This window comes from Pseudomonas sp. RL_5y_Pfl2_69, from assembly GCF_963970465.1.
Classification (GTDB): Bacteria; Pseudomonadota; Gammaproteobacteria; order Pseudomonadales; family Pseudomonadaceae; genus Aquipseudomonas.
Window position 1 is genome coordinate 259592 of sequence record NZ_CAXAOU010000006.1, and the last position, 19478, is coordinate 279069.

Genomic DNA, 19478 nt, shown 5'->3' on the forward strand with positions numbered 1-19478 from the left:
ATTTGAGTTGTACAGAACGGAAGCAGACCATGACTGAAGTTGCCAGCGCCCCTGCCGTTGCGAGTACGCCGTCTGTTATCGGGCGCTTGCTCGGTGACTTGGCTATCGCTTATCGCGAAGTCCCTGACCACCCGGCGCTCGATCCCGCGCGCAAGGTCCAGGCTGTACTGCTCGATGACGCGGTCGGCATCCTCATGGTGCTGTTCACGCAGAGCCATTTGCTGGATCTGAACCGTCTGGCTGACTTGATCGGGCGCCGCATGACCGCCGTTGCCCCCGATCGCCTCCAGGCCATGCTCGACAAACATGGCCTGAGCCTGTTGCCAGGGCTGCCAGCGCTGATCAACTCGCCCTGCCTGTACGAAGAGCAATTGCTGCAACAACCCACACTGCTGATTAGCGCTGGTGAACCGGGGCGGTTGCTGGAAATCACTCGGGAAGATTTCAAATACCTGCTCAAAAATGCCAGCGTCGGTCGCTTTGGCGAGCCCCTGAGTGCGATCAAACTTGATTACACAGGGGACGATGGCGAGGCCATCACCCGAGCCGTTCAGGCATTCACGGCGCGCCGGATTCAGCAGCGGCTCGAAGCGACCATCGAATTGCCGCCGTTGGCTGAGAGCGTGCGCAGAATGATGCGGCTGCGTTCCGATCCCGATGTCACCATCGATGAGATCACCAGTGTTGTTGAAACCGACCCGGCACTCGCGGCACAAGTCATGAGCTGGGCGTCGTCGTCGTACTACGCATCACAAAGCAAGATTCGCTCGGTCGAAGACGCCATTGTGCGAGTGCTGGGGGTCGATCTGGTGATCAACCTGGCGCTCAGCCTGTCGTTGGGCAAAAGTCTGAGCCTGCCCAAGGACAATCCGCAATCGAGCACACCCTACTGGCAACAATCGATCTATACCGCAGCGGTGATTGAAGGGCTGACCCGCGCCATGCCTCGGGAACTGCGTCCTGAAGTCGGCATGACTTACCTGGGCGGGCTGTTGCACAACTTTGGTTACTTGCTCTTGGCCTATGTGTTTCCGCCGCATTTTTCGCTGATCTGCCGTCATCTCGAGGTTAACCCGCATGTCAGCCATAGCCTGATTGAACAGCATTTGCTGGGCATCAGCCGTGAGCAAATGGGGGCCTGGTTGATGCGGTTTTGGGGCATGCCTGAGGAGCTGGCGATTGCGGTGCGCTTTCAACATGATCCGGCCTACATCGGTACCGATGCCCACTATCCGAATCTGGTGTGCGTAGCGCTGGGGTTACTGCAAAACCGCGGAATTGGGCATGGTGCGTGTGCGCCGCTGCCAGATGCGTTGTTTGAGCGTTTGGGGGTATCGCGGGACAAGGCCGAAGCGGTCGTCAGCAAAGTACTGGAGGCTGAAGTGTTGCTGCGTGAAATGGCAGCGCAGTTCGGTCAGGCCTGAAGCCCGGTCTGCACCATTTCAGTAGCCGCTGAGGAGCGAAGCGAGGCTGCGATCGGCTGCGAAGCAGTCGTAAAGCCAACCTCCACTATTTGTCAGGAAAATCGCGTACTCAGGTTTTGCGATCGCTGCGCAATCGATCGCAGCCTCGCGGAGCTCGTCAGCGGCTACAAATATCCGAGACCTACGCCTTCGTCTTCTTACGCGGCTTGAGGTATTTGGTCAGGCCCTGGAACCAGATCACCAGCGCCGGGTTGCCCTTGATCTGAATCGACTTGTCCTGAATCCCGGTCATGAACGCCAGTTGCTTGTTCTTCGCTTGCAGCGTGGCGAAGCCGTAGGCGGCATCCTTAAAGGCGATGGCAAACGCAGGCTCGGGGTACAGGCCGCCGTGGCTGGTGATGCGCTGGTTTTTGACCTTGAAATGACGGGCCACTTTGCCATCGAGGGTTTGCAGCTGGAACACCAGATCCTTGTCAGCAAGCTGTTGCTGGAAAGCAGGATTCTTACGGCTGGCTTTGCCCATTAGAAAGCCAAGCATCCAGAGCAGAAAACGAAATTTCATGTACGCGGCCTCGGGGGAATAAAAAATGGCCGGCGCAGTGTAACGATTTGAGCGAAGAACGCCACATGTCTGCATGGATGGGCGTAGATGGGGTAGGTTTTGCCACTTATGGCCGCATAATCGACCCGGTTTCAGTCAAGAATGGGCCGCCAGGATCGCCAGCTTGCCCATTCTTCATGTCGCCAAGGGCTTAAGGATTAACGCTGTCCTTGAGGAACTTGCCCGGCTTGAACGCTACCGTGTTGCTGGCCTTGATGGTGACCGGCTGACCGGTTTGCGGGTTTTGTCCGGTACGGGCACCGCGATGACGCTGAATAAAGGTACCAAAGCCGACCAGCGTGACGCTGTCTTTGCGATGCAGGGCCTGGGTGATTTCTTCTAGCACTGCATTGAGTACGCGGTTGGCTTGTTCTTTGGTGAGGTCGGCCTTTTCAGCAATAGCGGCGGCGAGATCTGGTTTACGCATGATGAAGCCTCATTGACGGTTTTTTGTTGTTATGTCCGTGCTGCTCTCTATGGAGCAGCGCCCAAGGCGCCGCAGGCTCTAAACTGCGGCAGACCGGTGTGAGAATGGCATGCGGTCAAGGCCGGCGCCAGCCTCTGCACAGGCTTTGTTGAGTCAAGGCAGTGCTATATCCGACAGAGTGCGCCGTGTTTACGCCAAAAGTGCAGGCAGCTCTTTGTTCAGTGCGAGTTTTTCGCGAACGGCTTCGCCGGTCAGGGCATAGCCGAGCAATTTGCCATCGGCATCGCGGCACAGCGCCTTGATATCGGCGCCCTGACCTTCCACGGTCCACACGCCGTCTCGGCCGCGCGGCACAGGTGATACCACCAGCGGGCAAACCGGGGTCTTAACGGTAATGGGCATAGCGCCATAACTGACCGTCGTCGGGTTGCCTGCCAGCGTTTGCGCCAGTGCACGGGCGCAACTCATGAGCGGCATCACGTACAACAGATTCAAGCCATCGACCTCGGCACAGTCACCCAGTGCGTAGATGTTGGGGTGGGATGTTTGAAGCTGGCGATCGACTTCGACCCCGCGATTGACCTTGATCCCGGCTGCGGCCGCCATATCGATGCGTGGGCGCAAACCGATGGCTGACACAACGACATCACACTGGACTACGCTGCCATCCGACAAATGCGCGTCGAGCCCGGCATCGGTGCGTTGCAGTCGAGTCAACACCGGCCCCAGATGAAAGCGTGCCCCCAGGCTCTCAAGGCCTGACTGGACCGCAGCCGCGGCTGCGGGATGCAGCAGGGTTGGCATCACTTGCTCGCATGGCGCGACCAGATCGACCTCATAGCCCCCTGCGATCAGGTCATTGGCAAACTCACAGCCGATCAAGCCAGCCCCCAGGATCAGTACCCGGCGCTTGCCTGCCGCTGCGACCCGAAAGCGCGCGTAATCTTCAAGATCATTGATCGGGAAAATGGCGTCCTGGGCATCGCCCTCTACCGGCACCTGCACCGTTTGTGCGCCCCACGCCAGGATCAGGTCGCGATAGGGCACGGCTTCTTCGCCGATCCACAATTGCTTGTGGCCCGGGTCGATACCGCTGATGCGAGTGTGGGTGCGCACCTGGGCCTTGAGTTGTTCGGCCATCGCCTGGGGCGTTGCCATGCTCAGGCCATCGGCTTCCTTGTTCTTGCCAAAGCCGGTGGACAGCATGGGCTTGGAGTAGGAGCGCCCGTCATCGGCCGTGATCAGCAGCAGCGGGGTTTCGCTGTCCAGCTTGCGAAACTCGCGGGCCAGGTTATAGCCAGCCAGCCCGGTGCCAACGATCACGACAGGTGCGTTCATTCCAATCTCCAAAGGTGAATCAGGTTTTAAAAGGGTCGATCAGTTGATTTCAATCATCTCGAAATCCATTTTGCCGACGCCGCAGTCCGGGCACAGCCAGTCTTCAGGTACGTCTTGCCACAGGGTGCCCGGGGCGATGCCATCGTCCGGCCAGCCGTCGGCTTCGTTATAAATCAGTCCACATACAATGCATTGCCACTTTTTCATCGGGGTACTTCCTAAAGGTTCAGGCTTGGACGAGACCACAGACTTATCAACACCCGCCGAGTTGCTCGTCAAATTCAGGGCGTTTTGTACTGATGACCACAGGCAGATGCAAGCACCAATACTGCCAAAAGGCCCAAGGCCGCTCAATCAAGGACCGGCGTGATAAGCTCGCCGACCTCAATGGCTGCCAATTATGACCCACTGTGCCGCACATAACTTCTGCGCTTGTCTCCCCCGTCTGGCTTGAGCAAGGCCAACTTCCTGCCCTGCCTGACGCACAAACGTTCGACTGGCTGTTTGATGAGGGTTCTCTGACCCGGCGTCTCACTGCGATTTCAGACGATTCCTTCAGCGTGCTTCCGCTTTTTGAGGGCTGGCAGGTGTTGCGCCCGGACGAATGTGCTGCACTTGAACTGCCCCAGGGCATTCAGGGCTGGGTGCGTGAAGTGTATTTGCGCGGGCACGGCCAGCCGTGGGTGTTTGCTCGCAGCGTGGCGGCCAAAAGCTCGCTGCAAGCTGGCGGCCTGAATATGGACGAGCTGGGCACCCGCTCATTGGGCGAGTTGCTGTTTAGCGATCAGGCCTTTGAGCGTGGGGCGCTGCAGGTGTGTCACTACCCGCGCCACTGGTTGCCACGGGTCGACCAGGTCGATCACCTGTGGGCCCGCCGCTCGCGCTTTGTTCGCGGGGCACTGAGCGTGCTGGTGGCCGAAGTGTTTTTACCCAAACTGTGGACCGCCCTCAGTGCCCGGTCGGAGAACAACTGATGTACATGCGCCTGCTCAAATCACTCAACCGGTTGAACCCTCGCGCCTGGGACTTCATCCAGCTGACCCGCATGGACAAGCCCATCGGCATCTACCTGCTGCTGTGGCCGACCCTGTGGGCACTGTGGGTTGCCGCCAAAGGTGTGCCCTCGCTAAGCAATCTGCTGATCTTTGTATTCGGCGTGATCCTGACGCGAGCGGGGGGCTGCGTGATCAACGACTTCGCCGATCGCAAGGTGGATGGTCACGTAAAACGGACGGAACAACGGCCGATGGCCAGCGGAAAAATCAGCAGCAAAGAGGCGTTGGTGTTTTTTGCCCTGCTGATGGGGCTCAGCTTCCTGCTGGTGCTGTGCACCAATGCACCGACCATCTGGTTGTCATTCGGCGCGCTGGCACTGGCCGCGACCTACCCGTTCATGAAGCGCTATACCTACTACCCGCAAGTGGTACTGGGTGCTGCGTTTTCGTGGGGCATCCCGATGGCCTTCACCGCCGAAACCGGCAGTTTGCCTGCTGCGGCATGGTTGCTGTACATCGCCAACCTGCTGTGGACGGTGGGCTACGACACTTACTACGCCATGACCGACCGCGAAGACGACCTGAAAATCGGTGTCAAATCCACGGCGATCCTGTTTGGCGATGCTGATCGCGTGATTATCCTGAGCCTGCAGGGTCTGGCCCTGGGCTGTCTGCTGCTGGCAGGTTCGCACTTTGAACTGGGCGGCTGGTTCCACCTTGGGCTGTTGGGCGCGGCGGCGTGTTTTGTGTGGGAGTTCTGGTACACCCGCGACCGTGATCCGCAGCGCTGCTTTAAAGCTTTCCTGCACAACCACTGGGCAGGCTTGTCGATTTTTGTGGGGATCGTGCTGGATTATGCACTGCGCTAGCCAAAAGTGATGTGTAGCCGCTGAGGAGCGCAGCGACCGTAAACCCTCTATCCGGGTATTCCTGAAACGGTGCAGTGTCCGGTTTTACGACGGCTACGCCGCCGAACGCAGCCTCGCTGCGTTCTTCAGCGGCTACACAACATTTGCCACCCAACTCACCGCACCGGCATCAGCCGCAAGGTGCTGCGGGTGTTGAGCTGGATTTCGGCTTCGTCCATATGAGGCTTGTCGTAGTCGCCTTCGATGTAGGACTCGGCCTGATCACGGTAGTGTTTGTCGAAGGGCACGCCGCTTTGACCCACCGGGTTGATGGTCAGCCCGTGGGCCGGGTCGGCAAAGTCGATCAAGCGCCGCGTTGATGGGCCGTAGGTCACCGGCCACGGTGCGTTGCCGAGTTTGGCGCTGAGGTTGTTCGGCACTTCGTGGCTGCCGGGAGCGGCGAAGGGACCGACGTTGAACAGCCAGTCCAGAGGCTTTTGTCGCCCCAGCGGGTGCTCGTGGGTCAGGGTGTGGGCCCGGCCCCAGCGCCATTGTCCGGGGTCGTCGCCCAGGACGGCCTTCAAGTGGGCAATGCTGGCCTGCCAGGCCACTTTGACCGTGTCAGCGCGGCTCTCTTTTTGCGCTGTCGTGCGGTTGTCCCACCACGGCGAGTCCGGGCTTGCGGCCAGGCGTGGCAAGGCAGCATCAACCACTCGCGTCGTCAGCAGGGTGTCAAAAAAGGCGTCGCCCAATTTGTCACGCATGGTGGCTTCAGTGAGGCTGTACAAGAACTGGTTGAACACAGTGGCGGCAATCGAATCGAGCGGGTAATCACCTGTCCATTGCGCCAGTTGTTCTACCAGTTTGCGCTCGGCTGGAACCGTGACGACTTCGCGCAGTACGGGCAACAGGGGTTTGAGCACTCGCTGGCCGTAGTCTGTGGCGGTTCCCAGTTGCAGGGCCTGACTGTTTTTGAGGTTCCACTTCACGCTGTTATCGCTGAGCTGGCGATTTAGCTGCTGGCCACGGTCCGCCAGGTTGTAGTAACCGGGAATCTCGATGCCAGCAGGGGATAACGGCTGGAAGTTGGCTGACACGATATAGCCTCGTGCCGGGTTTTCTTCCTGGGGGTTGGCGCTGAACGGGTAGAAACCGTCCTTGTCGGCCTGGTTGGTGCTGCCGTCCAGAATGAACGTCGGGTTGACCCCGGCCGGGCGCTTGGGTAATTGCGCCGCTGCCCACCAACCGATATCGCCCTTGGCGTTGGCCCATAGCAGATTGAGCCCCGGCGCCTGAATAAAGGTTGCGGCCGTGCGCGCCTTGCTCAGGCTGTCGGCACGGTTGAGCTGATAGAAGCCTTCCAGGATCGGATTTTTCGTTTCCAGAAAACCCCACCACATCGCGATCGGCGTGTTGCCCGCCGTTGCGCCCAGCACGTCATTGATGATCGGCCCGTGGGGTGATTGGCGCAGTGTAAGCGTGACCGGTGCCTCGCCCTTGACGGCAATCTGCTGCTCGGTGCGGGTCATGTCGACCCACTGACCGTGGTACCAGACCTGATTGGGATTGTCGGGGTTGGTCTTCTCGGCGATCAGGTCCAGATCGTCGTTCTGGAACATGGTCAGGCTCCAGCCGAAATCCCGGTTGTTGCCCAAAAAGGCGAACGGAACCAGGGCCTGATGGTAGCCATACAGCTCAAAATCCGGTGCCGAAAGCTGGGCCTCGTACCACACCGAGGGTGCCGAAAAGCGGATGTGCGGGTCGCCTGCCAGCAGCGGTTTGCCACTTTGGGTGCGTTTGCCCGCCACCACCCATGCATTGCTGCCCTCGAACTGTGGCAAGCCGGCCTGGCTCAGGGCCTGATCGCTCAGTCGGGCCAGCGCTCCCAGGGTTTTCCAGTCGTTGGCCGCCAGTGCCGGGGCCAATACGCCCTGGGGTTGCCAGTCGAGGTCGAAGATTTTCAGGTAGTCGCTGCCCAGTTCATCGCGCACATACGTCAGTAGCGGTTCAGTACGAAAGGCGGCGGCAAAACTGTAGGCCATGTAACCGGCAACGCTGATGGTGTCTTCGGCGGTAAAGGGCCGTGGCGTGATGCCCAGCAGGTCGAACTCCACGGGTTTGGGATTGTTGGCCTGGAACTGATTGATCCCGTCCAGATACGCCTGCAAGGCCAGGAAAGCCGGGGATTGAGGATCCAGCTCCGTCAGGTAACTGGCAGCCCGCTCGCGGATGCGCAGGCTGCGAAACAGTTTGTCGGTATCGACCAGCTTGGGCCCCAGCACCTCGGCCAGCTCACCCCGTGCCAGGCGACGCATGATTTCCATCTGAAACAGCCGGTCCTGGGCCTGCACATAGCCCAGGGCGCGATACAGGTCAGCCTGGTTGCCAGCCCGAATATGCGGCACCCCGCGCTCGTCATAACGCACCGTGACCGGCCCCTGCAGTGCAGCAAGCCCGACCTGGCCCTGGCGTGTCGGCAGTTTGCTTTGCACGTACCAGAACCCGCCGCCTGCGATGGACGCGACGACAAGAGCGATAAGGGTCAGGCTGCGTTTCATGGAACTACTCCTTGTTCTGCTCAAGTGCACCAGGACGCTATCAACGTGCGGCGTTATCAGCCTGCCACGGGCAATAGCAGCCCACGGCCATGGTGTGGGTGGCCTTGACCGGACGGCCTTCGCTCAGGGCTTGCAGGATGGGTTCGATAAAGCTGTTGCTGGCGTTGCAGGTGGCACCTTCGCTGTAGGGACCGAAGTAGGCCAGTTGGCCGCTGCGGTCCCAGATGGCCACGGCCGGGCTGGCGCCCAGGCGTTCGGCGCCGGGCAGGCTGGCCAAGGGCTTGATGGCGCCCAGGGTGGAGGGCAACTGGCCTTGAGTGCCGGGCTTTTTCACTGAGTAGAACTCGACACCTTGCGGGACGTAATGGGCCAGCAGTTCACCGAGATGCTGCTGGTTGCCAACGTTACACGGGCAGGCCGGGTCCCAGAAATGCACCACGCGAATCGCACCCGGGCCGGACAGTTCGCCGGGCAGGCTCAGTACGTCGCCTGCAAATAGCGCGGTTTGATCGCTGAAGGCGCGAATGTAGCGGCCCTGGAACCAGTCGTAAGCGAGCCACAACCCCACTGCGCAGATCAGCGTCAGCAGGCAGGCCAACAGGGTTTTCAGCGTGGGCACCGGCATGCAAAAGCTCCTTGAAGGTCGCGTAGCTTGCCATGCCTGACCTGACAGATGAATATCGATGGTCTATAAAGCCTGTTTTGCGCTTGTGCGCCCTGTCTGGAAGCCCTTATGCCTGCCCCGTTTGCCCCCGATTCCTTGCGCGCCAGCTTGCAGCCGTTGGCCGCGGCTCAACCGTTATCGAGAGAGGGCCTGGCGTATCAGCACTTTTATGGGCTGGATTTTCCTCTGCGTCCGGCTGTGGTCAAACGCCAGTTGGGCCGCTTTAGCGCAGGCGGCTTCGAACTGGTCAGTCAGGTGTGGTGGCCCGACACCCCGCCTGTGGCGACCCTGTTTGTGATTCACGGTTTTTATGACCACATGGGGCTGTATCGGCATGTGATCGAGTGGGGATTGAACCGAGGGTTTGTCGTGATTGCCTGTGACCTGCCGGGGCATGGGCTGTCGAGTGGAGAACGGGCCAGCATCGATGATTTCACGCAGTACCAGGCAGTCCTGCAAGGGTTGTTTATCGAGGCGCAATCGTTGCAATTACCCCAGCCTTGGCACCTGTGCGGGCAAAGCACGGGCGGGGCGATTGTCCTCGATCACTTGCTGCACCACGGGGAGCACAGCCCGGCTCAAGGGCAGGCCATTTTGCTCTCGCCACTGGTTCGCCCCAAAGGCTGGGGCTGGTCAAAGTTCAGTTATTACTTGCTGCGCCCTTTCGTCAAAGGGATTGCCCGACGCTTTAGCGAGAACTCCAACGACCCGAATTTCCTGGCATTTCTGCAAGCCGATCCGCTGCAGCCGGTACGTTTGCCAACGGCGTGGGTGGGGGCACTGGCGCGCTGGATTCCGCGTATTGAAGGCGCATCACCGAGTGCCCGCCAGCCGTTGGTGATTCAGGGCGAAGCCGACAAGACGGTGGACTGGCAACATAACCTTGAGGTATTGAACGCCAGGTTCAAGCAGCCGCAGATACTGCTATTACCTGAAGCGCGCCACCATCTGGCGAATGAAACGGCAGAAATCCGCGCGAGGTATTTTGCGTTTCTGGATAAGTTCTTTTGAACTTGATAGTGAGCCTGTAGGGCTTAAGCCTACTGACTCAGGTTTGAGGTACTTTGCCCGACTGCCAACCCGGCGCGGATCGCGGCCAGAGCGGCCTGGTAATAGGTCTTGCCTTCAGGTGACTCAGCAAAGGTGACGAATTCTTCCAGCTCCGGGTCAGACAGGTCGCGATACACGTAGAGCAACGTGTTATCCAGCTCACCGGCGATCTGGTCCATCAACCGCTGGCGCTGGCCATTCAACATGCTTTGGGCCTGCCCGCCACCCAGCAGCCCCGGGATCATCGAGCTCAAGCTGTCGGCGGCAACGCCAGCAATGGCCAGGCTGACTTCAGCTCCGGCTTCACGGGCAGGCAGTGCGCGGGATAAATGATTGATCAGCAACTGACGGGTGGCGCTGGCTTCCATGCGCGGCAAGCCTTGTGCGTGCTTGGCCAGTTGATCGCGGCGGGTGGCCAGCAGTTCGGCGGCCACGATCTTGCGACCCAGCGGCGACTGAAAAAAGGCCAGGGCAGGATCAGGATCTGGCAGGTGTTTACGCATCTGGTCCCTGGCCCGTTGGTCCATTGCATCAGGCGCAAAACGCTGGTTGCTGTTGTTGACCAGTGCCTGATAGACCGCAGGCGGCAAGTTGTTGCTGTAGCGCTGTTGAGCGGCGCTCAGGGCATCATTGAAATGCGCGCGTTGCTGCGGCCAGCCGGCGACCGTAAACAGATCATCAAGGTTATCTGCCCATGCGGGTAACGTACAAAACATCATTAACAGTAAAAACAAGCGGCGCATGAGGGGCTCCTGTCTGCAGGGCGCTATTGTCCGGGTGTGGCGTAGGACTTGTCGAGAATTCGTCTCGCTCTAATGGGCTTTAAATGCACAGGTGAAATTTTTCGACGTTGCCAGCCAGACGGAGCTGTCAGATTTTGAGGCGGCTCGATACTATGCGCGCCATGCCAATACCCTCTGATCACCCGCTGTTTCTACGCATCGTCGACGACCTGTACGCGCAGGGATGGTCACAGCAAACTATTTTCCTGCCCGAGGCTTTGACCCTCGAGCTGGCGGCCGAGTGCCATAAACGTTCTGCTGAAGGTGAACTCACTCCCGCAGCGGTTGGACGCGGCCTGACCCAGGAGGTTCGCGAGGGTATACGGGGTGACCATATCCAATGGTTGGAGCCGGGAGAGGCTTTGGCCTGTGACAGTTATCTGGAGCTAATGGAAAGCCTGCGAATCGCCATGAATCGCAGGCTTTTTTTGGGCCTGGAGGACTTTGAAAGTCACTTTGCGCTGTACCCGCCCGGTGCGTTCTACCTCAAGCACCTGGACCGCTTTCGCGACGATGACAGGCGCATGGTGTCGGCCGTGGTGTACCTCAATCAGAGCTGGCTGCCCGAGCACGGTGGGCATTTGCGCATGTACCTCGAAGGAAATGTCGACTATGACGTGTTGCCGACCGGTGGTTGTCTGGTGGTGTTCCTCTCGGGTGAGATCCCCCACGAAGTGATGCCAGCGACCCGTGACCGTTTGTCGTTGACCGGTTGGTTTCGTCGTCGTGCCACCGAGATAGTTCTATGAGCCACAAACTGTTGATCAGCCGCTGCCTGCTGGGCCATCCCGTGCGCTACGACGGCGGGGCCAGCGGCCCGTATGCGCAATTGGCCCGGTGGCAGGCTGAAGGTCGGGTCATTGCCTTGTGCCCGGAAGTGGCGGGTGGTTTGCCGACACCCCGTGCGCCGGCAGAAATCCCCGGCGGCCAAGGGGTTGAAGTGCTTGCGGGCAGAGCGCCGGTGATGACGGTCGAAGGCGAGGATGTGACCGCAGCCTTTTTATCCGGGGCCCGGCAGGCGCTGGCACTGGTGACGCAGCACGGCATCCGCATCGCTATCCTCAAGGCCAACAGCCCGTCTTGCGGCAATGTGCAGACGTATGACGGCAGTTTTGGCGGCGTGAAGGTCGACGGTCAGGGCGTGACCGCGGCGTTATTGATTGGTGCCGGGGTTCAGGTGTTCAGTGAACTGGAGCTGGAAGACGCGGCAAAAGCGCTGGCAGCCCTGGATTTGTAGTCCGTTGCTGAAAGTTGCTACGGGTTGTGTATTTTCAGCAGGATTTGAGTTCAGGTAACATTCGTCTCCACTTTGCCCAGGGATATACCGATGACTGACAAGCCTAAACCACAGCCCTCGGCCGCGGCTGAAAGTGCTGATACAGCACTGCACCATATCGTTGATGGCTTTCTGCACTTTCATCACGAAATCTTCCCTGAACAAGAAGCCTTTTTCAAAAAACTCGCCACGGCACAAAGCCCGCGTGCGATGTTTATCGCCTGCGCCGATTCGCGAATCGTGCCGGAGCTGATTACCCAGAGCGCGCCGGGTGATTTGTTCGTGACCCGTAACGTTGGCAACGTCGTACCGCCATACGGTCAGATGAACGGCGGTGTTTCGACGGCCATCGAGTACGCGGTGCTGGCACTGGGCGTGCAGCACATCATCATTTGCGGGCATTCCGATTGTGGCGCGATGCGTGCAGTGCTCAACCCCGCCAGCCTGAAAAAAATGCCGACGGTAAAAGCCTGGTTGCACCACGTTGAAGTGGCCAAGACCATGGTTCAGGACAATTGCAATTGCGCCAACGAAGCCGAAAGCATGCACGTACTGACCGAAGAGAACGTGATTGCCCAGTTGCAGCACTTGCGCACGCATCCGTCGGTGGCGTCACGCATGGCCAACGGGCATCTGTTTATTCATGGCTGGGTTTACGATATCGAAACCAGTCAGATCAAGGCCTACGACGCCGACAAGGGCGCCTTCCTGCCGCTGGATGGCACCACTGCGATCCCGAGCGCGACGCCTAAAGCACGTTTTTAAACGGCGCGACACTTGTAGCCGCTGACGAGGCACGAAGGCTGCGATCGGCGGCGTAGCCGTCGTAAAGACGAATTGCACAGTGTGTCAGGCAGAACTTGCACTCAGGATCTGCGGCGGCTGCGCCGCCGAACGCAGCCTCGCTACGCTCCTCAGCGGCTACAAGCTTGTGGTTACAACGCCAAGCCGACACCCAATTGCTTGGACAGGCAAGGCCAGCGCTTCCAGGCCGCGCCGGTCTCGGGGCTGGTCAGGCGCTCGCGGTAGGCCTCGACCGATTCCAGAGCGAAGCTCTCGTCGTTGAGCATCAGGTCAACAGCGTGATGCACGGCGGCGTCCAGCTGGTTGGCAAAGTCTTCGCCAATCAATTGGTGGGCAATCAGGTTGGCCACCGTCATGTCCAGCGGGATCAGTGGCTGCTGGAAGTGCTTGATGTAGAGGTCGTTGACCTCTTCGACCAGACGGTGCGCCAGGTAAGCCTCATCCAGCAAACCCTCAAGGCCTTCGTGACCCGCGAGCAGTGGCAGTGGCTGGGCAAAAAACTGTTCGGCGATTTTCAGTATCGGCTTGATTTGCGATTCGATACCGGCCTCGCGAGCAACCTCATTGGCCGCATCGAGCAAGTCGGGCACCTGGTCGATGTAGGCGCTGACGAAACGTGTCATCACCAGATTGCGGTCGACTTCAGGCAGTTGAATGGCGGTGTGAAGGTGTGGCAATTGAGCGGCCAGATGCTTGGCGAGCAGGCCCGTTTCGGCCTCATGTTCTTGGGCACGCGAGATCTGCACGCGGATGGCTGCGGTGTTCATTGGAACTCCAGGGGGGGGTGCTAGGCAGGGAAGTACTTTAAAAGTAGCCCTCCTCAAGTCAAGGAGAGGCTTTTTTTCAGGGGGAGTATTGTTATTCATTTTATGACCGGGCAGTGAGTGCCATTTGTCGATGGGGGGTTATTTCATTGTTTTTGCCCCTTCCATTGCGGGGTTGGGCTCGGTGTCTATACTCGTTTTTGTAACCGTTTTTTGATGACGCCCGACTGCTTGAGCAGACGAGGCTCGGCGGTAAGAGTTCGCAGGTTTTGAAACCGCCCCCTTGTAGCGCTGCCCGTAACACAGATGCAGACCGGCGCAATAACAAGAAAAATAAAGGGGAGCACCGCGATGCGACATCCACATCTATGGATGGGTTTGCTGTTGTGGTCAGTGTTCGGCCAGGCTCACGCGGCCTGGACAGTGAACATGTCGCCTGGGGCGACCGAAGTCAGTCATGCGGTCTTCGACCTGCACATGATCATCTTCTGGATCTGCGTGGTGATCGGCATCATCGTCTTCGGTGCCATGTTCTGGTCAATGATCGTTCACCGTCGCTCCACCGGCCAGGTGGCGGCCAAGTTCCATGAGAGCACCACGGTCGAAATTCTCTGGACCGTAATCCCTCTGGTCATCCTGATCGCGATGGCTGTGCCTGCGACCAGGACCCTGATCAATATCTATGACAGCAGTGATTCGGATGTGGATATCCAGGTCACCGGCTATCAGTGGAAGTGGCATTACAAATACCTGGGCCAGGACGTCGAATTCTTCAGCAACCTGGCCACACCCGCCGATCAAATCCATAACCAGGCCCCCAAGGGCGAGCACTACTTGCTCGAAGTCGATGAGCCACTGGTGTTGCCCATTGGCGCCAAAGTGCGGTTTTTGGTGACCTCCGCCGACGTTATCCACTCCTGGTGGGTGCCTGCCTTTGCGGTCAAGCGTGATGCCATTCCGGGCTTTATCAACGAAGCCTGGACCCGCGTCGAGAAGCCCGGCATCTATCGCGGCCAATGCGCCGAGCTGTGCGGCAAGGACCACGGGTTTATGCCGATTGTGGTCGATGTCAAAACCCGTGCGGACTACGACGCCTGGCTGGCCGAGCGCAAGGCCCAGGCCGCGCAGCTCAAGGAGCTGACCAGCAAGGACTGGACCCTCGACGAGCTGGTGTCTCGTGGCGACAAGGTCTATCACACCGCCTGCGTAGCCTGTCACCAGGCCGAAGGCCAGGGGCTGCCGCCCATGTTCCCGGCGCTCAAGGGTTCGCCGATTGCCACCGGCCCGGCCGCCGATCACCTGCACCGCGTCTTCTTCGGCAAGCCGGGCACGGCAATGGCCGCTTTCGGCAAGCAGTTGTCCGAAGTGGATATCGCCGCCGTCGTGACCTATGAACGCAACGCCTGGGGCAACAACAAGGGCGACATGGTGACGCCAAAAGACGTGCTGGCGCTCAAACAGGCGCAAGGCAAGTGAGCCGCTCAGTGAAGTGCGCACGCAACGGTCGGGGGCAATGTGCCGCTGGCTTCTTGGTCCAGCTGTTTGCAGGAGTCAGGACATGAGTGCTGTTATCGATGACCACGGACATGCAGACGGCCAGGCCCATGGTCCGGCCAAAGGCCTGATGCGCTGGGTGTTGACCACCAACCACAAAGACATCGGTACCTTGTACCTGTGGTTCAGCTTCTGCATGTTCCTGCTCGGCGGCTCGTTTGCGATGGTCATTCGCGCCGAGCTGTTCCAGCCCGGCCTGCAGATTGTGGCTCCGGCCTTTTTCAACCAGATGACCACCATGCATGGGCTGATCATGGTGTTCGGCGCGGTGATGCCCGCGTTTGTCGGCCTGGCCAACTGGATGATTCCGTTGATGATCGGCGCACCCGACATGGCCCTGCCGAGGATGAACAACTTCAGTTTCTGGCTGCTCCCCGCAGCGTTCCTGCTGCTGGTATCGACCTTGTTTACCGCCGGTGGCGGGCCCAATTTCGGCTGGACGTTCTATGCGCCACTGTCCACAACGTACGCACCCGAAAGCGTGACTTACTTTATTTTTGCCATTCATTTGATGGGTATCAGTTCAATCATGGGCGCGATTAACGTGATCGCCACTATCCTGAATTTGCGTGCCCCCGGCATGACCTTGATGAAAATGCCGCTGTTTGTCTGGACCTGGCTGATCACGGCCTTCTTGCTGATCGCGGTCATGCCGGTGCTGGCGGGCGTGGTGACCATGATGTTGATGGACATCCACTTTGGCACCAGCTTTTTCAGCGCGGCCGGTGGTGGAGACCCGGTGTTGTTCCAGCACGTGTTCTGGTTCTTCGGGCACCCCGAGGTGTACATCATGATCCTGCCGGCCTTCGGTGCCGTCAGCTCGATCATCCCGACCTTCTCGCGCAAGCCGCTGTTCGGCTATACCTCGATGGTCTACGCCACGGCCAGCATCGCGTTCCTGTCGTTTATCGTGTGGGCGCACCACATGTTTGTGGTCGGCATTCCGTTGGTGGGCGAACTGTTCTTCATGTACGCCACGTTGCTGATCGCGGTGCCGACCGGGGTCAAGGTGTTCAACTGGGCCAGCACCATGTGGCAAGGCTCGCTGACCTTTGAAACACCGATGCTGTTCGCCGTGGCCTTTGTGATCCTGTTCACCATTGGCGGGTTTTCCGGGTTGATGCTGGCCATTGCCCCTGCGGACTTCCAGTACCACGACACCTATTTCGTGGTGGCGCATTTCCACTATGTGCTAGTACCGGGAGCAATCTTCGGAATCTTCGCGTCGACCTACTACTGGTTGCCGAAATGGACCGGTCACATGTACGACGAAACCTTGGGCAAGCTGCATTTCTGGCTGTCGTTTGTGGGCATGAACCTGACCTTCTTCCCGATGCACTTTGTGGGGCTGGCGGGCATGCCGCGGCGGATTCCGGACTACAACCTGCAATTTGCCGACTTCAACATGGTGTCGTCGATTGGCGGATTCATGTTTGGCGTTACGCAGTTTCTGTTCCTGTTTATCGTCATCAAATGCATTCGCGGCGGCCCGAAAGCACCGGCCAAACCGTGGGACGGTGCCGAGGGTCTGGAGTGGAGCGTGCCTTCACCTGCGCCTTACCACACCTTTACGACGCCTCCGGAGATCAAGTGAACATCCCTGCAGGAGAAGGTCATGACTGAGTCCTCTTCCATCAAGCGTCTGGTCCTGCGCCTGTCACTGATGGTGGTGGTGATGTTCGCCTTCGGCTTTGCGCTGGTACCTATTTACGATGTGATGTGCAGGGCCTTCGGTATCAACGGCAAGACTGCCGGGCAGTACGAAGGTGAGCAGGTGGTGGACCCGAGTCGTCAGGTACGGGTGCAGTTTCTGTCCACCAATGCCATCGACATGGTGTGGGACTTTTATCCCAAGGGCGATCAGTTGGTGGTCAACCCCGGCTCGGTCAACGAGATGGTCTTTGTGGCCTACAACCCCACCGACCACCCCATGTCGGCGCAGGCGGTGCCGAGTATTTCTCCCGCCGAAGCGGCTCAGTACTTTCACAAAACCGAGTGTTTTTGCTTTACCCAGCAGGTGCTGCAACCGGGTGAACGGATCGAGATGCCGATGCGCTTTATCGTCGATCGGGCCATGCCCAAGGATGTGAAACACCTGACGCTGGCCTACACGCTGTTCGATATCACCGCTCGCCATCCGCCCGTCGCCGCTATCGCTGGCAAGGACGCTGACCAGCCTTCCCGATAAGGAGAAAGCCCCATGGCAACTCATGATCAGTACTACGTCCCGGCGCAAAGCAAGTGGCCGATCATTGCCACGATCGGCTTGCTGGTCACGGTGTATGGCCTGGGGACCTGGTTCAACGATCTGAAGGCGGCGCGGCCTGAATCCCATGGCCCGCTGATCTTCTTTGTCGGCGCCCTGATAGTGGCCTACATGATGTTTGGCTGGTTCGGCGCGGTTATCAAGGAGAGCCGCGCCGGGCTCTACAGCTCGCAACTGGACCGTTCGTTCCGTTGGGGCATGACCTGGTTTATTTTTTCCGAAGTGATGTTCTTTCTCGCGTTTTTTGGCGCGCTGTTTTATGTACGCCACTTTGCGGGCCCCTGGCTGGGTGGCGAAGGCAGCAAGGGCGTGGCGCACATGTTGTGGCCTGACTTTCAATTTGCCTGGCCGCTGCTGCACACCCCCGACCCGACCCTCTACCCGCCGCCCAAAGGCACCATCAGCCCTTGGGGCTTGCCACTGCTCAACACAGTGCTGCTGGTCAGTTCCAGCATCACGCTCACCATTGCCCACTACGCACTGAACAAAGGTCATCGCGGGGCACTCAAGTTCTGGCTGGCCGTCACGGTGCTGCTGGGCGCCGGTTTTCTGGGGTTCCAGGCCGAGGAGTATGTCCACGCGTACAAAGAACTGGGGCTAACCCTGGGCTCCGGGATCTACGGCGCGACTTTCTTCATGCTCACCGGTTTTCACGGCGCCCACGTGACCATTGGTGCACTGATTTTGCTGATCATGCTGATTCGCATCGTTCGAGGGCATTTCACTGCCGAGCACCAGTTCGGCTTCCAGGCCGCAACGTGGTACTGGCACTTTGTGGACGTGGTCTGGCTCGGCCTGTTCTTGTTTGTCTACGTGCTATGACGCGCTTTCGTCCCGGTGTTGCACCCACCCTGGTGGTGCTGGCACTGCTGCCTGTGCTGGTGTTTCTGGGGTTCTGGCAGCTTGGCCGCGGTGAGCAGAAACGCGTGTTGCTCGACAGCTACGCCGAGCGCCAGGTGGCCGCGCCGGTAACGGTCGGGCAACTGCTGACCCTGGACGGCCCGGCCTTTCGCCGCGTGCAGTTGCGCGGGCATCTGGATGGGCAACACAGCCTGTTGCTGGACAACCGCGTACGGGACGGCAAGGTCGGCGTCGAGCTGCTGCAACCTTTTCAGGATCAGGCCAGCGGTCAGTGGCTGCTGCTCAATCGTGGCTGGTTGCCGTGGCCGAGCCGCCAGACACCGCCCGTGTTCACCACCCCCGATCAGATACTGGACGTTCAGGCCTGGGTCTATGAGTCTCCGGGCACGCCCTTTCAGTTACACGCCGATCCGTCGGACGCGCCCTGGCCACGACTGGTAACGGCTGTGATGCCTGACAAATTGTGGGCCGAGCTGGGCCGCGAAGGTTTTGCCGATGAGGTGCGTATCGCTCCGGGCCCCGCAGCGTATCAGGCCGACTGGCCGCTGATCTCCACGGGCATGGGCCCGGAGAAACACACCGCTTATGCCGTGCAGTGGTTCGCGATGGCGCTGGCCTTGCTCGGTCTTTATCTGTACCTCGGTTGGCACACTGCTCAGGAGAAACGCCATGGGAACGGCCATCAATCAGCCTGATACCGCACGCGTCCCGTCCCCGGCTACACGTCGGCGCGGACGGTTGCAGCTGATCCTTATTTTGCTGCTTACCGTTGGCCCCATGGTGTTGGCCACGGGCATGTACAAACTCAAATTCTGGGTGCCCGACAGCCGTAGCTATCACGGTGAGCTGATTGGCGACGGGCAAAGCCGGGCCGCCCTTGGGGTGGCGGCCGATGAGCAACGCTGGCAATTGCTGGTGACCGCGCCACAGGCCTGCGATGCGGATTGCCAGCAACTGGTGTATCTGGCCCGCCAACTGCAAATCGGCCTGGGCCGCGATGCGTCCCGTGCAACCCACGGGCTGGCGGTCGCACAGCCGGTGGACGCGGCCTACGCCGCCAAGCTGCAACTCGAGTATCCGCAGTTACAGCGCTACACCCTGGACGTGCCGACTTATACACAGGGCGCCGAGGGCAACGGTGCTGCGCAACTGTGGATCATCGACCCCCACGGCAATCTGGTGCTGCGCTACGGCCCCGGGGTTATTGGCAAGGACGTGCTCAACGACCTGCGCCTGCTGCTCAAGCTGTCCAATATCGGATAGGGG

At 59.5% G+C, this 19478-nt stretch carries 21 protein-coding genes; 13 read left to right on the forward strand and 8 right to left on the reverse strand.

Annotated elements, in window-relative coordinates:
* Positions 1 to 29 precede the first annotated feature (29 nt).
* The gene (locus tag AACY07_RS13065; protein WP_133075072.1) at positions 30 to 1424 is read left to right on the forward strand and encodes an aminoacyl-tRNA deacylase and HDOD domain-containing protein; all 1395 of its coding nucleotides are present in this window, start codon (positions 30 to 32) and stop codon (positions 1422 to 1424) included.
* 181 nt (positions 1425 to 1605) lie between these two features.
* On the opposite strand, the gene AACY07_RS13070 is transcribed toward AACY07_RS13065, so the two are convergent.
* The 4 genes from AACY07_RS13070 to AACY07_RS13085 form a co-directional block, all read right to left on the reverse strand.
* Positions 1606 to 1986, reverse strand: coding sequence for a helicase (locus AACY07_RS13070; protein ID WP_339475117.1), 381 nt, complete (start codon positions 1984 to 1986; stop codon positions 1606 to 1608).
* A gap of 190 nt (positions 1987 to 2176) precedes the next feature.
* Positions 2177 to 2452: an HU family DNA-binding protein gene (locus AACY07_RS13075; RefSeq protein WP_016782719.1), complete on the reverse strand. Its 276-nt coding sequence runs from the start codon at positions 2450 to 2452 to the stop codon at positions 2177 to 2179.
* A 189-nt stretch (positions 2453 to 2641) separates the two neighbouring features.
* Positions 2642 to 3790 carry an NAD(P)/FAD-dependent oxidoreductase gene (locus tag AACY07_RS13080; protein WP_339475119.1) on the reverse strand — a complete coding sequence of 383 codons (1149 nt, stop codon included), beginning with the start codon at positions 3788 to 3790 and terminating at the stop codon, positions 2642 to 2644.
* Positions 3791 to 3829: 39 nt separating this feature from the next.
* Positions 3830 to 3997 (reverse strand): rubredoxin, encoded by a 168-nt coding sequence (locus AACY07_RS13085; RefSeq protein WP_003437744.1) that lies wholly within the window; start codon positions 3995 to 3997, stop codon positions 3830 to 3832.
* A gap of 203 nt (positions 3998 to 4200) precedes the next feature.
* Between AACY07_RS13085 and AACY07_RS13090 the strand changes: the two genes are divergently transcribed.
* Both AACY07_RS13090 and ubiA read left to right on the forward strand, forming a co-directional pair.
* Entirely contained in the window at positions 4201 to 4764 is a 564-nt protein-coding gene (locus AACY07_RS13090) for a chorismate--pyruvate lyase family protein (RefSeq protein WP_339475121.1), read from the forward strand.
* Complete coding sequence (gene ubiA, locus AACY07_RS13095) at positions 4764 to 5654, forward strand: 4-hydroxybenzoate octaprenyltransferase (RefSeq protein WP_133075076.1); 891 nt, start codon at positions 4764 to 4766, stop codon at positions 5652 to 5654. Before AACY07_RS13090 ends, ubiA begins: the two co-directional genes overlap by 1 nt.
* Before the next feature lie 155 nt (positions 5655 to 5809).
* On the opposite strand, the gene AACY07_RS13100 is transcribed toward ubiA, so the two are convergent.
* Both AACY07_RS13100 and AACY07_RS13105 read right to left on the reverse strand, forming a co-directional pair.
* Positions 5810 to 8191: a penicillin acylase family protein gene (locus AACY07_RS13100; RefSeq protein WP_339475123.1), complete on the reverse strand. Its 2382-nt coding sequence runs from the start codon at positions 8189 to 8191 to the stop codon at positions 5810 to 5812.
* Between the two features lie 40 nt (positions 8192 to 8231).
* Entirely contained in the window at positions 8232 to 8816 is a 585-nt protein-coding gene (locus AACY07_RS13105) for a DUF6436 domain-containing protein (RefSeq protein ID WP_133075078.1), read from the reverse strand.
* A gap of 108 nt (positions 8817 to 8924) precedes the next feature.
* Between AACY07_RS13105 and AACY07_RS13110 the strand changes: the two genes are divergently transcribed.
* Entirely contained in the window at positions 8925 to 9866 is a 942-nt protein-coding gene (locus AACY07_RS13110; RefSeq protein ID WP_339475125.1) for an alpha/beta hydrolase, read from the forward strand.
* 29 nt (positions 9867 to 9895) lie between these two features.
* On the opposite strand, the gene AACY07_RS13115 is transcribed toward AACY07_RS13110, so the two are convergent.
* On the reverse strand, positions 9896 to 10648 hold the full coding sequence (locus tag AACY07_RS13115; RefSeq protein WP_133075080.1) for a DUF2059 domain-containing protein: 753 nt from the start codon (positions 10646 to 10648) through the stop codon (positions 9896 to 9898).
* Between the two features lie 152 nt (positions 10649 to 10800).
* On the opposite strand from AACY07_RS13115, the gene AACY07_RS13120 reads away from it, so the two are divergent.
* The 3 genes from AACY07_RS13120 (at position 10801) to AACY07_RS13130 (ending at position 12728) form a co-directional block, all read left to right on the forward strand.
* The gene (locus tag AACY07_RS13120; protein WP_133075081.1) at positions 10801 to 11436 is read left to right on the forward strand and encodes a 2OG-Fe(II) oxygenase; all 636 of its coding nucleotides are present in this window, start codon (positions 10801 to 10803) and stop codon (positions 11434 to 11436) included.
* Positions 11433 to 11924, forward strand: coding sequence for a DUF523 domain-containing protein (locus AACY07_RS13125; RefSeq protein WP_339475128.1), 492 nt, complete (start codon positions 11433 to 11435; stop codon positions 11922 to 11924). The genes AACY07_RS13120 and AACY07_RS13125 overlap by 4 nt, the downstream gene beginning before the upstream one ends.
* 90 nt (positions 11925 to 12014) lie before the next feature.
* Positions 12015 to 12728, forward strand: a complete 714-nt coding sequence (locus tag AACY07_RS13130) for a carbonic anhydrase (RefSeq protein ID WP_133075083.1) — start codon at positions 12015 to 12017, stop codon at positions 12726 to 12728.
* A gap of 170 nt (positions 12729 to 12898) precedes the next feature.
* On the opposite strand, the gene AACY07_RS13135 is transcribed toward AACY07_RS13130, so the two are convergent.
* Complete coding sequence (locus tag AACY07_RS13135) at positions 12899 to 13534, reverse strand: hypothetical protein (RefSeq protein ID WP_133075084.1); 636 nt, start codon at positions 13532 to 13534, stop codon at positions 12899 to 12901.
* Positions 13535 to 13882: 348 nt separating this feature from the next.
* Here AACY07_RS13135 and coxB point away from each other — a divergent pair, with 348 nt between their 5' ends.
* The 6 genes from coxB to AACY07_RS13165 all read left to right on the forward strand — a co-directional run bounded on the left by coxB (position 13883) and on the right by AACY07_RS13165 (position 19475).
* Positions 13883 to 15007: a cytochrome c oxidase subunit II gene (gene coxB, locus AACY07_RS13140; protein WP_339475130.1), complete on the forward strand. Its 1125-nt coding sequence runs from the start codon at positions 13883 to 13885 to the stop codon at positions 15005 to 15007.
* A gap of 82 nt (positions 15008 to 15089) precedes the next feature.
* Positions 15090 to 16679 (forward strand): cytochrome c oxidase subunit I, encoded by a 1590-nt coding sequence (ctaD, locus tag AACY07_RS13145; RefSeq protein WP_133075086.1) that lies wholly within the window; start codon positions 15090 to 15092, stop codon positions 16677 to 16679.
* Positions 16680 to 16700: 21 nt separating this feature from the next.
* Positions 16701 to 17273: a cytochrome c oxidase assembly protein gene (locus AACY07_RS13150; RefSeq protein ID WP_133075087.1), complete on the forward strand. Its 573-nt coding sequence runs from the start codon at positions 16701 to 16703 to the stop codon at positions 17271 to 17273.
* Between the two features lie 12 nt (positions 17274 to 17285).
* A complete protein-coding gene (locus AACY07_RS13155; RefSeq protein ID WP_339475133.1) occupies positions 17286 to 18173 on the forward strand; it encodes a cytochrome c oxidase subunit 3 in 888 nt (295 codons plus the stop codon).
* Complete coding sequence (locus AACY07_RS13160) at positions 18170 to 18907, forward strand: SURF1 family protein (RefSeq protein WP_219262028.1); 738 nt, start codon at positions 18170 to 18172, stop codon at positions 18905 to 18907. The genes AACY07_RS13155 and AACY07_RS13160 overlap by 4 nt, the downstream gene beginning before the upstream one ends.
* Complete coding sequence (locus AACY07_RS13165) at positions 18882 to 19475, forward strand: hypothetical protein (RefSeq protein WP_339475135.1); 594 nt, start codon at positions 18882 to 18884, stop codon at positions 19473 to 19475. Before AACY07_RS13160 ends, AACY07_RS13165 begins: the two co-directional genes overlap by 26 nt.
* The last annotated feature ends 3 nt before the right edge of the window (positions 19476 to 19478 follow it).

What these genes read in the sequence shown, in the direction of transcription:
- AACY07_RS13115 (WP_133075080.1), bottom strand. Translation starts at nt 10,648, where the DNA reads ATGCGCCGCTTGTTTTTACTGTTAATGATGTTTTGTACGTTACCCGCA.
- AACY07_RS13075 (WP_016782719.1), bottom strand. Translation starts at nt 2,452, where the DNA reads ATGCGTAAACCAGATCTCGCCGCCGCTATTGCTGAAAAGGCCGACCTC.
- AACY07_RS13100 (WP_339475123.1), bottom strand. Translation starts at nt 8,191, where the DNA reads ATGAAACGCAGCCTGACCCTTATCGCTCTTGTCGTCGCGTCCATCGCA.
- AACY07_RS13165 (WP_339475135.1), top strand. Translation starts at nt 18,882, where the DNA reads ATGGGAACGGCCATCAATCAGCCTGATACCGCACGCGTCCCGTCCCCG.
- AACY07_RS13065 (WP_133075072.1), top strand. Translation starts at nt 30, where the DNA reads ATGACTGAAGTTGCCAGCGCCCCTGCCGTTGCGAGTACGCCGTCTGTT.
- AACY07_RS13080 (WP_339475119.1), bottom strand. Translation starts at nt 3,790, where the DNA reads ATGAACGCACCTGTCGTGATCGTTGGCACCGGGCTGGCTGGCTATAAC.
- coxB (WP_339475130.1), top strand. Translation starts at nt 13,883, where the DNA reads ATGCGACATCCACATCTATGGATGGGTTTGCTGTTGTGGTCAGTGTTC.
- AACY07_RS13085 (WP_003437744.1), bottom strand. Translation starts at nt 3,997, where the DNA reads ATGAAAAAGTGGCAATGCATTGTATGTGGACTGATTTATAACGAAGCC.
- AACY07_RS13130 (WP_133075083.1), top strand. Translation starts at nt 12,015, where the DNA reads ATGACTGACAAGCCTAAACCACAGCCCTCGGCCGCGGCTGAAAGTGCT.
- AACY07_RS13120 (WP_133075081.1), top strand. Translation starts at nt 10,801, where the DNA reads ATGCGCGCCATGCCAATACCCTCTGATCACCCGCTGTTTCTACGCATC.
- AACY07_RS13155 (WP_339475133.1), top strand. Translation starts at nt 17,286, where the DNA reads ATGGCAACTCATGATCAGTACTACGTCCCGGCGCAAAGCAAGTGGCCG.
- ubiA (WP_133075076.1), top strand. Translation starts at nt 4,764, where the DNA reads ATGTACATGCGCCTGCTCAAATCACTCAACCGGTTGAACCCTCGCGCC.
- AACY07_RS13150 (WP_133075087.1), top strand. Translation starts at nt 16,701, where the DNA reads ATGACTGAGTCCTCTTCCATCAAGCGTCTGGTCCTGCGCCTGTCACTG.
- ctaD (WP_133075086.1), top strand. Translation starts at nt 15,090, where the DNA reads ATGAGTGCTGTTATCGATGACCACGGACATGCAGACGGCCAGGCCCAT.
- AACY07_RS13125 (WP_339475128.1), top strand. Translation starts at nt 11,433, where the DNA reads ATGAGCCACAAACTGTTGATCAGCCGCTGCCTGCTGGGCCATCCCGTG.
- AACY07_RS13135 (WP_133075084.1), bottom strand. Translation starts at nt 13,534, where the DNA reads ATGAACACCGCAGCCATCCGCGTGCAGATCTCGCGTGCCCAAGAACAT.
- AACY07_RS13105 (WP_133075078.1), bottom strand. Translation starts at nt 8,816, where the DNA reads ATGCCGGTGCCCACGCTGAAAACCCTGTTGGCCTGCCTGCTGACGCTG.
- AACY07_RS13160 (WP_219262028.1), top strand. Translation starts at nt 18,170, where the DNA reads ATGACGCGCTTTCGTCCCGGTGTTGCACCCACCCTGGTGGTGCTGGCA.
- AACY07_RS13110 (WP_339475125.1), top strand. Translation starts at nt 8,925, where the DNA reads ATGCCTGCCCCGTTTGCCCCCGATTCCTTGCGCGCCAGCTTGCAGCCG.
- AACY07_RS13070 (WP_339475117.1), bottom strand. Translation starts at nt 1,986, where the DNA reads ATGAAATTTCGTTTTCTGCTCTGGATGCTTGGCTTTCTAATGGGCAAA.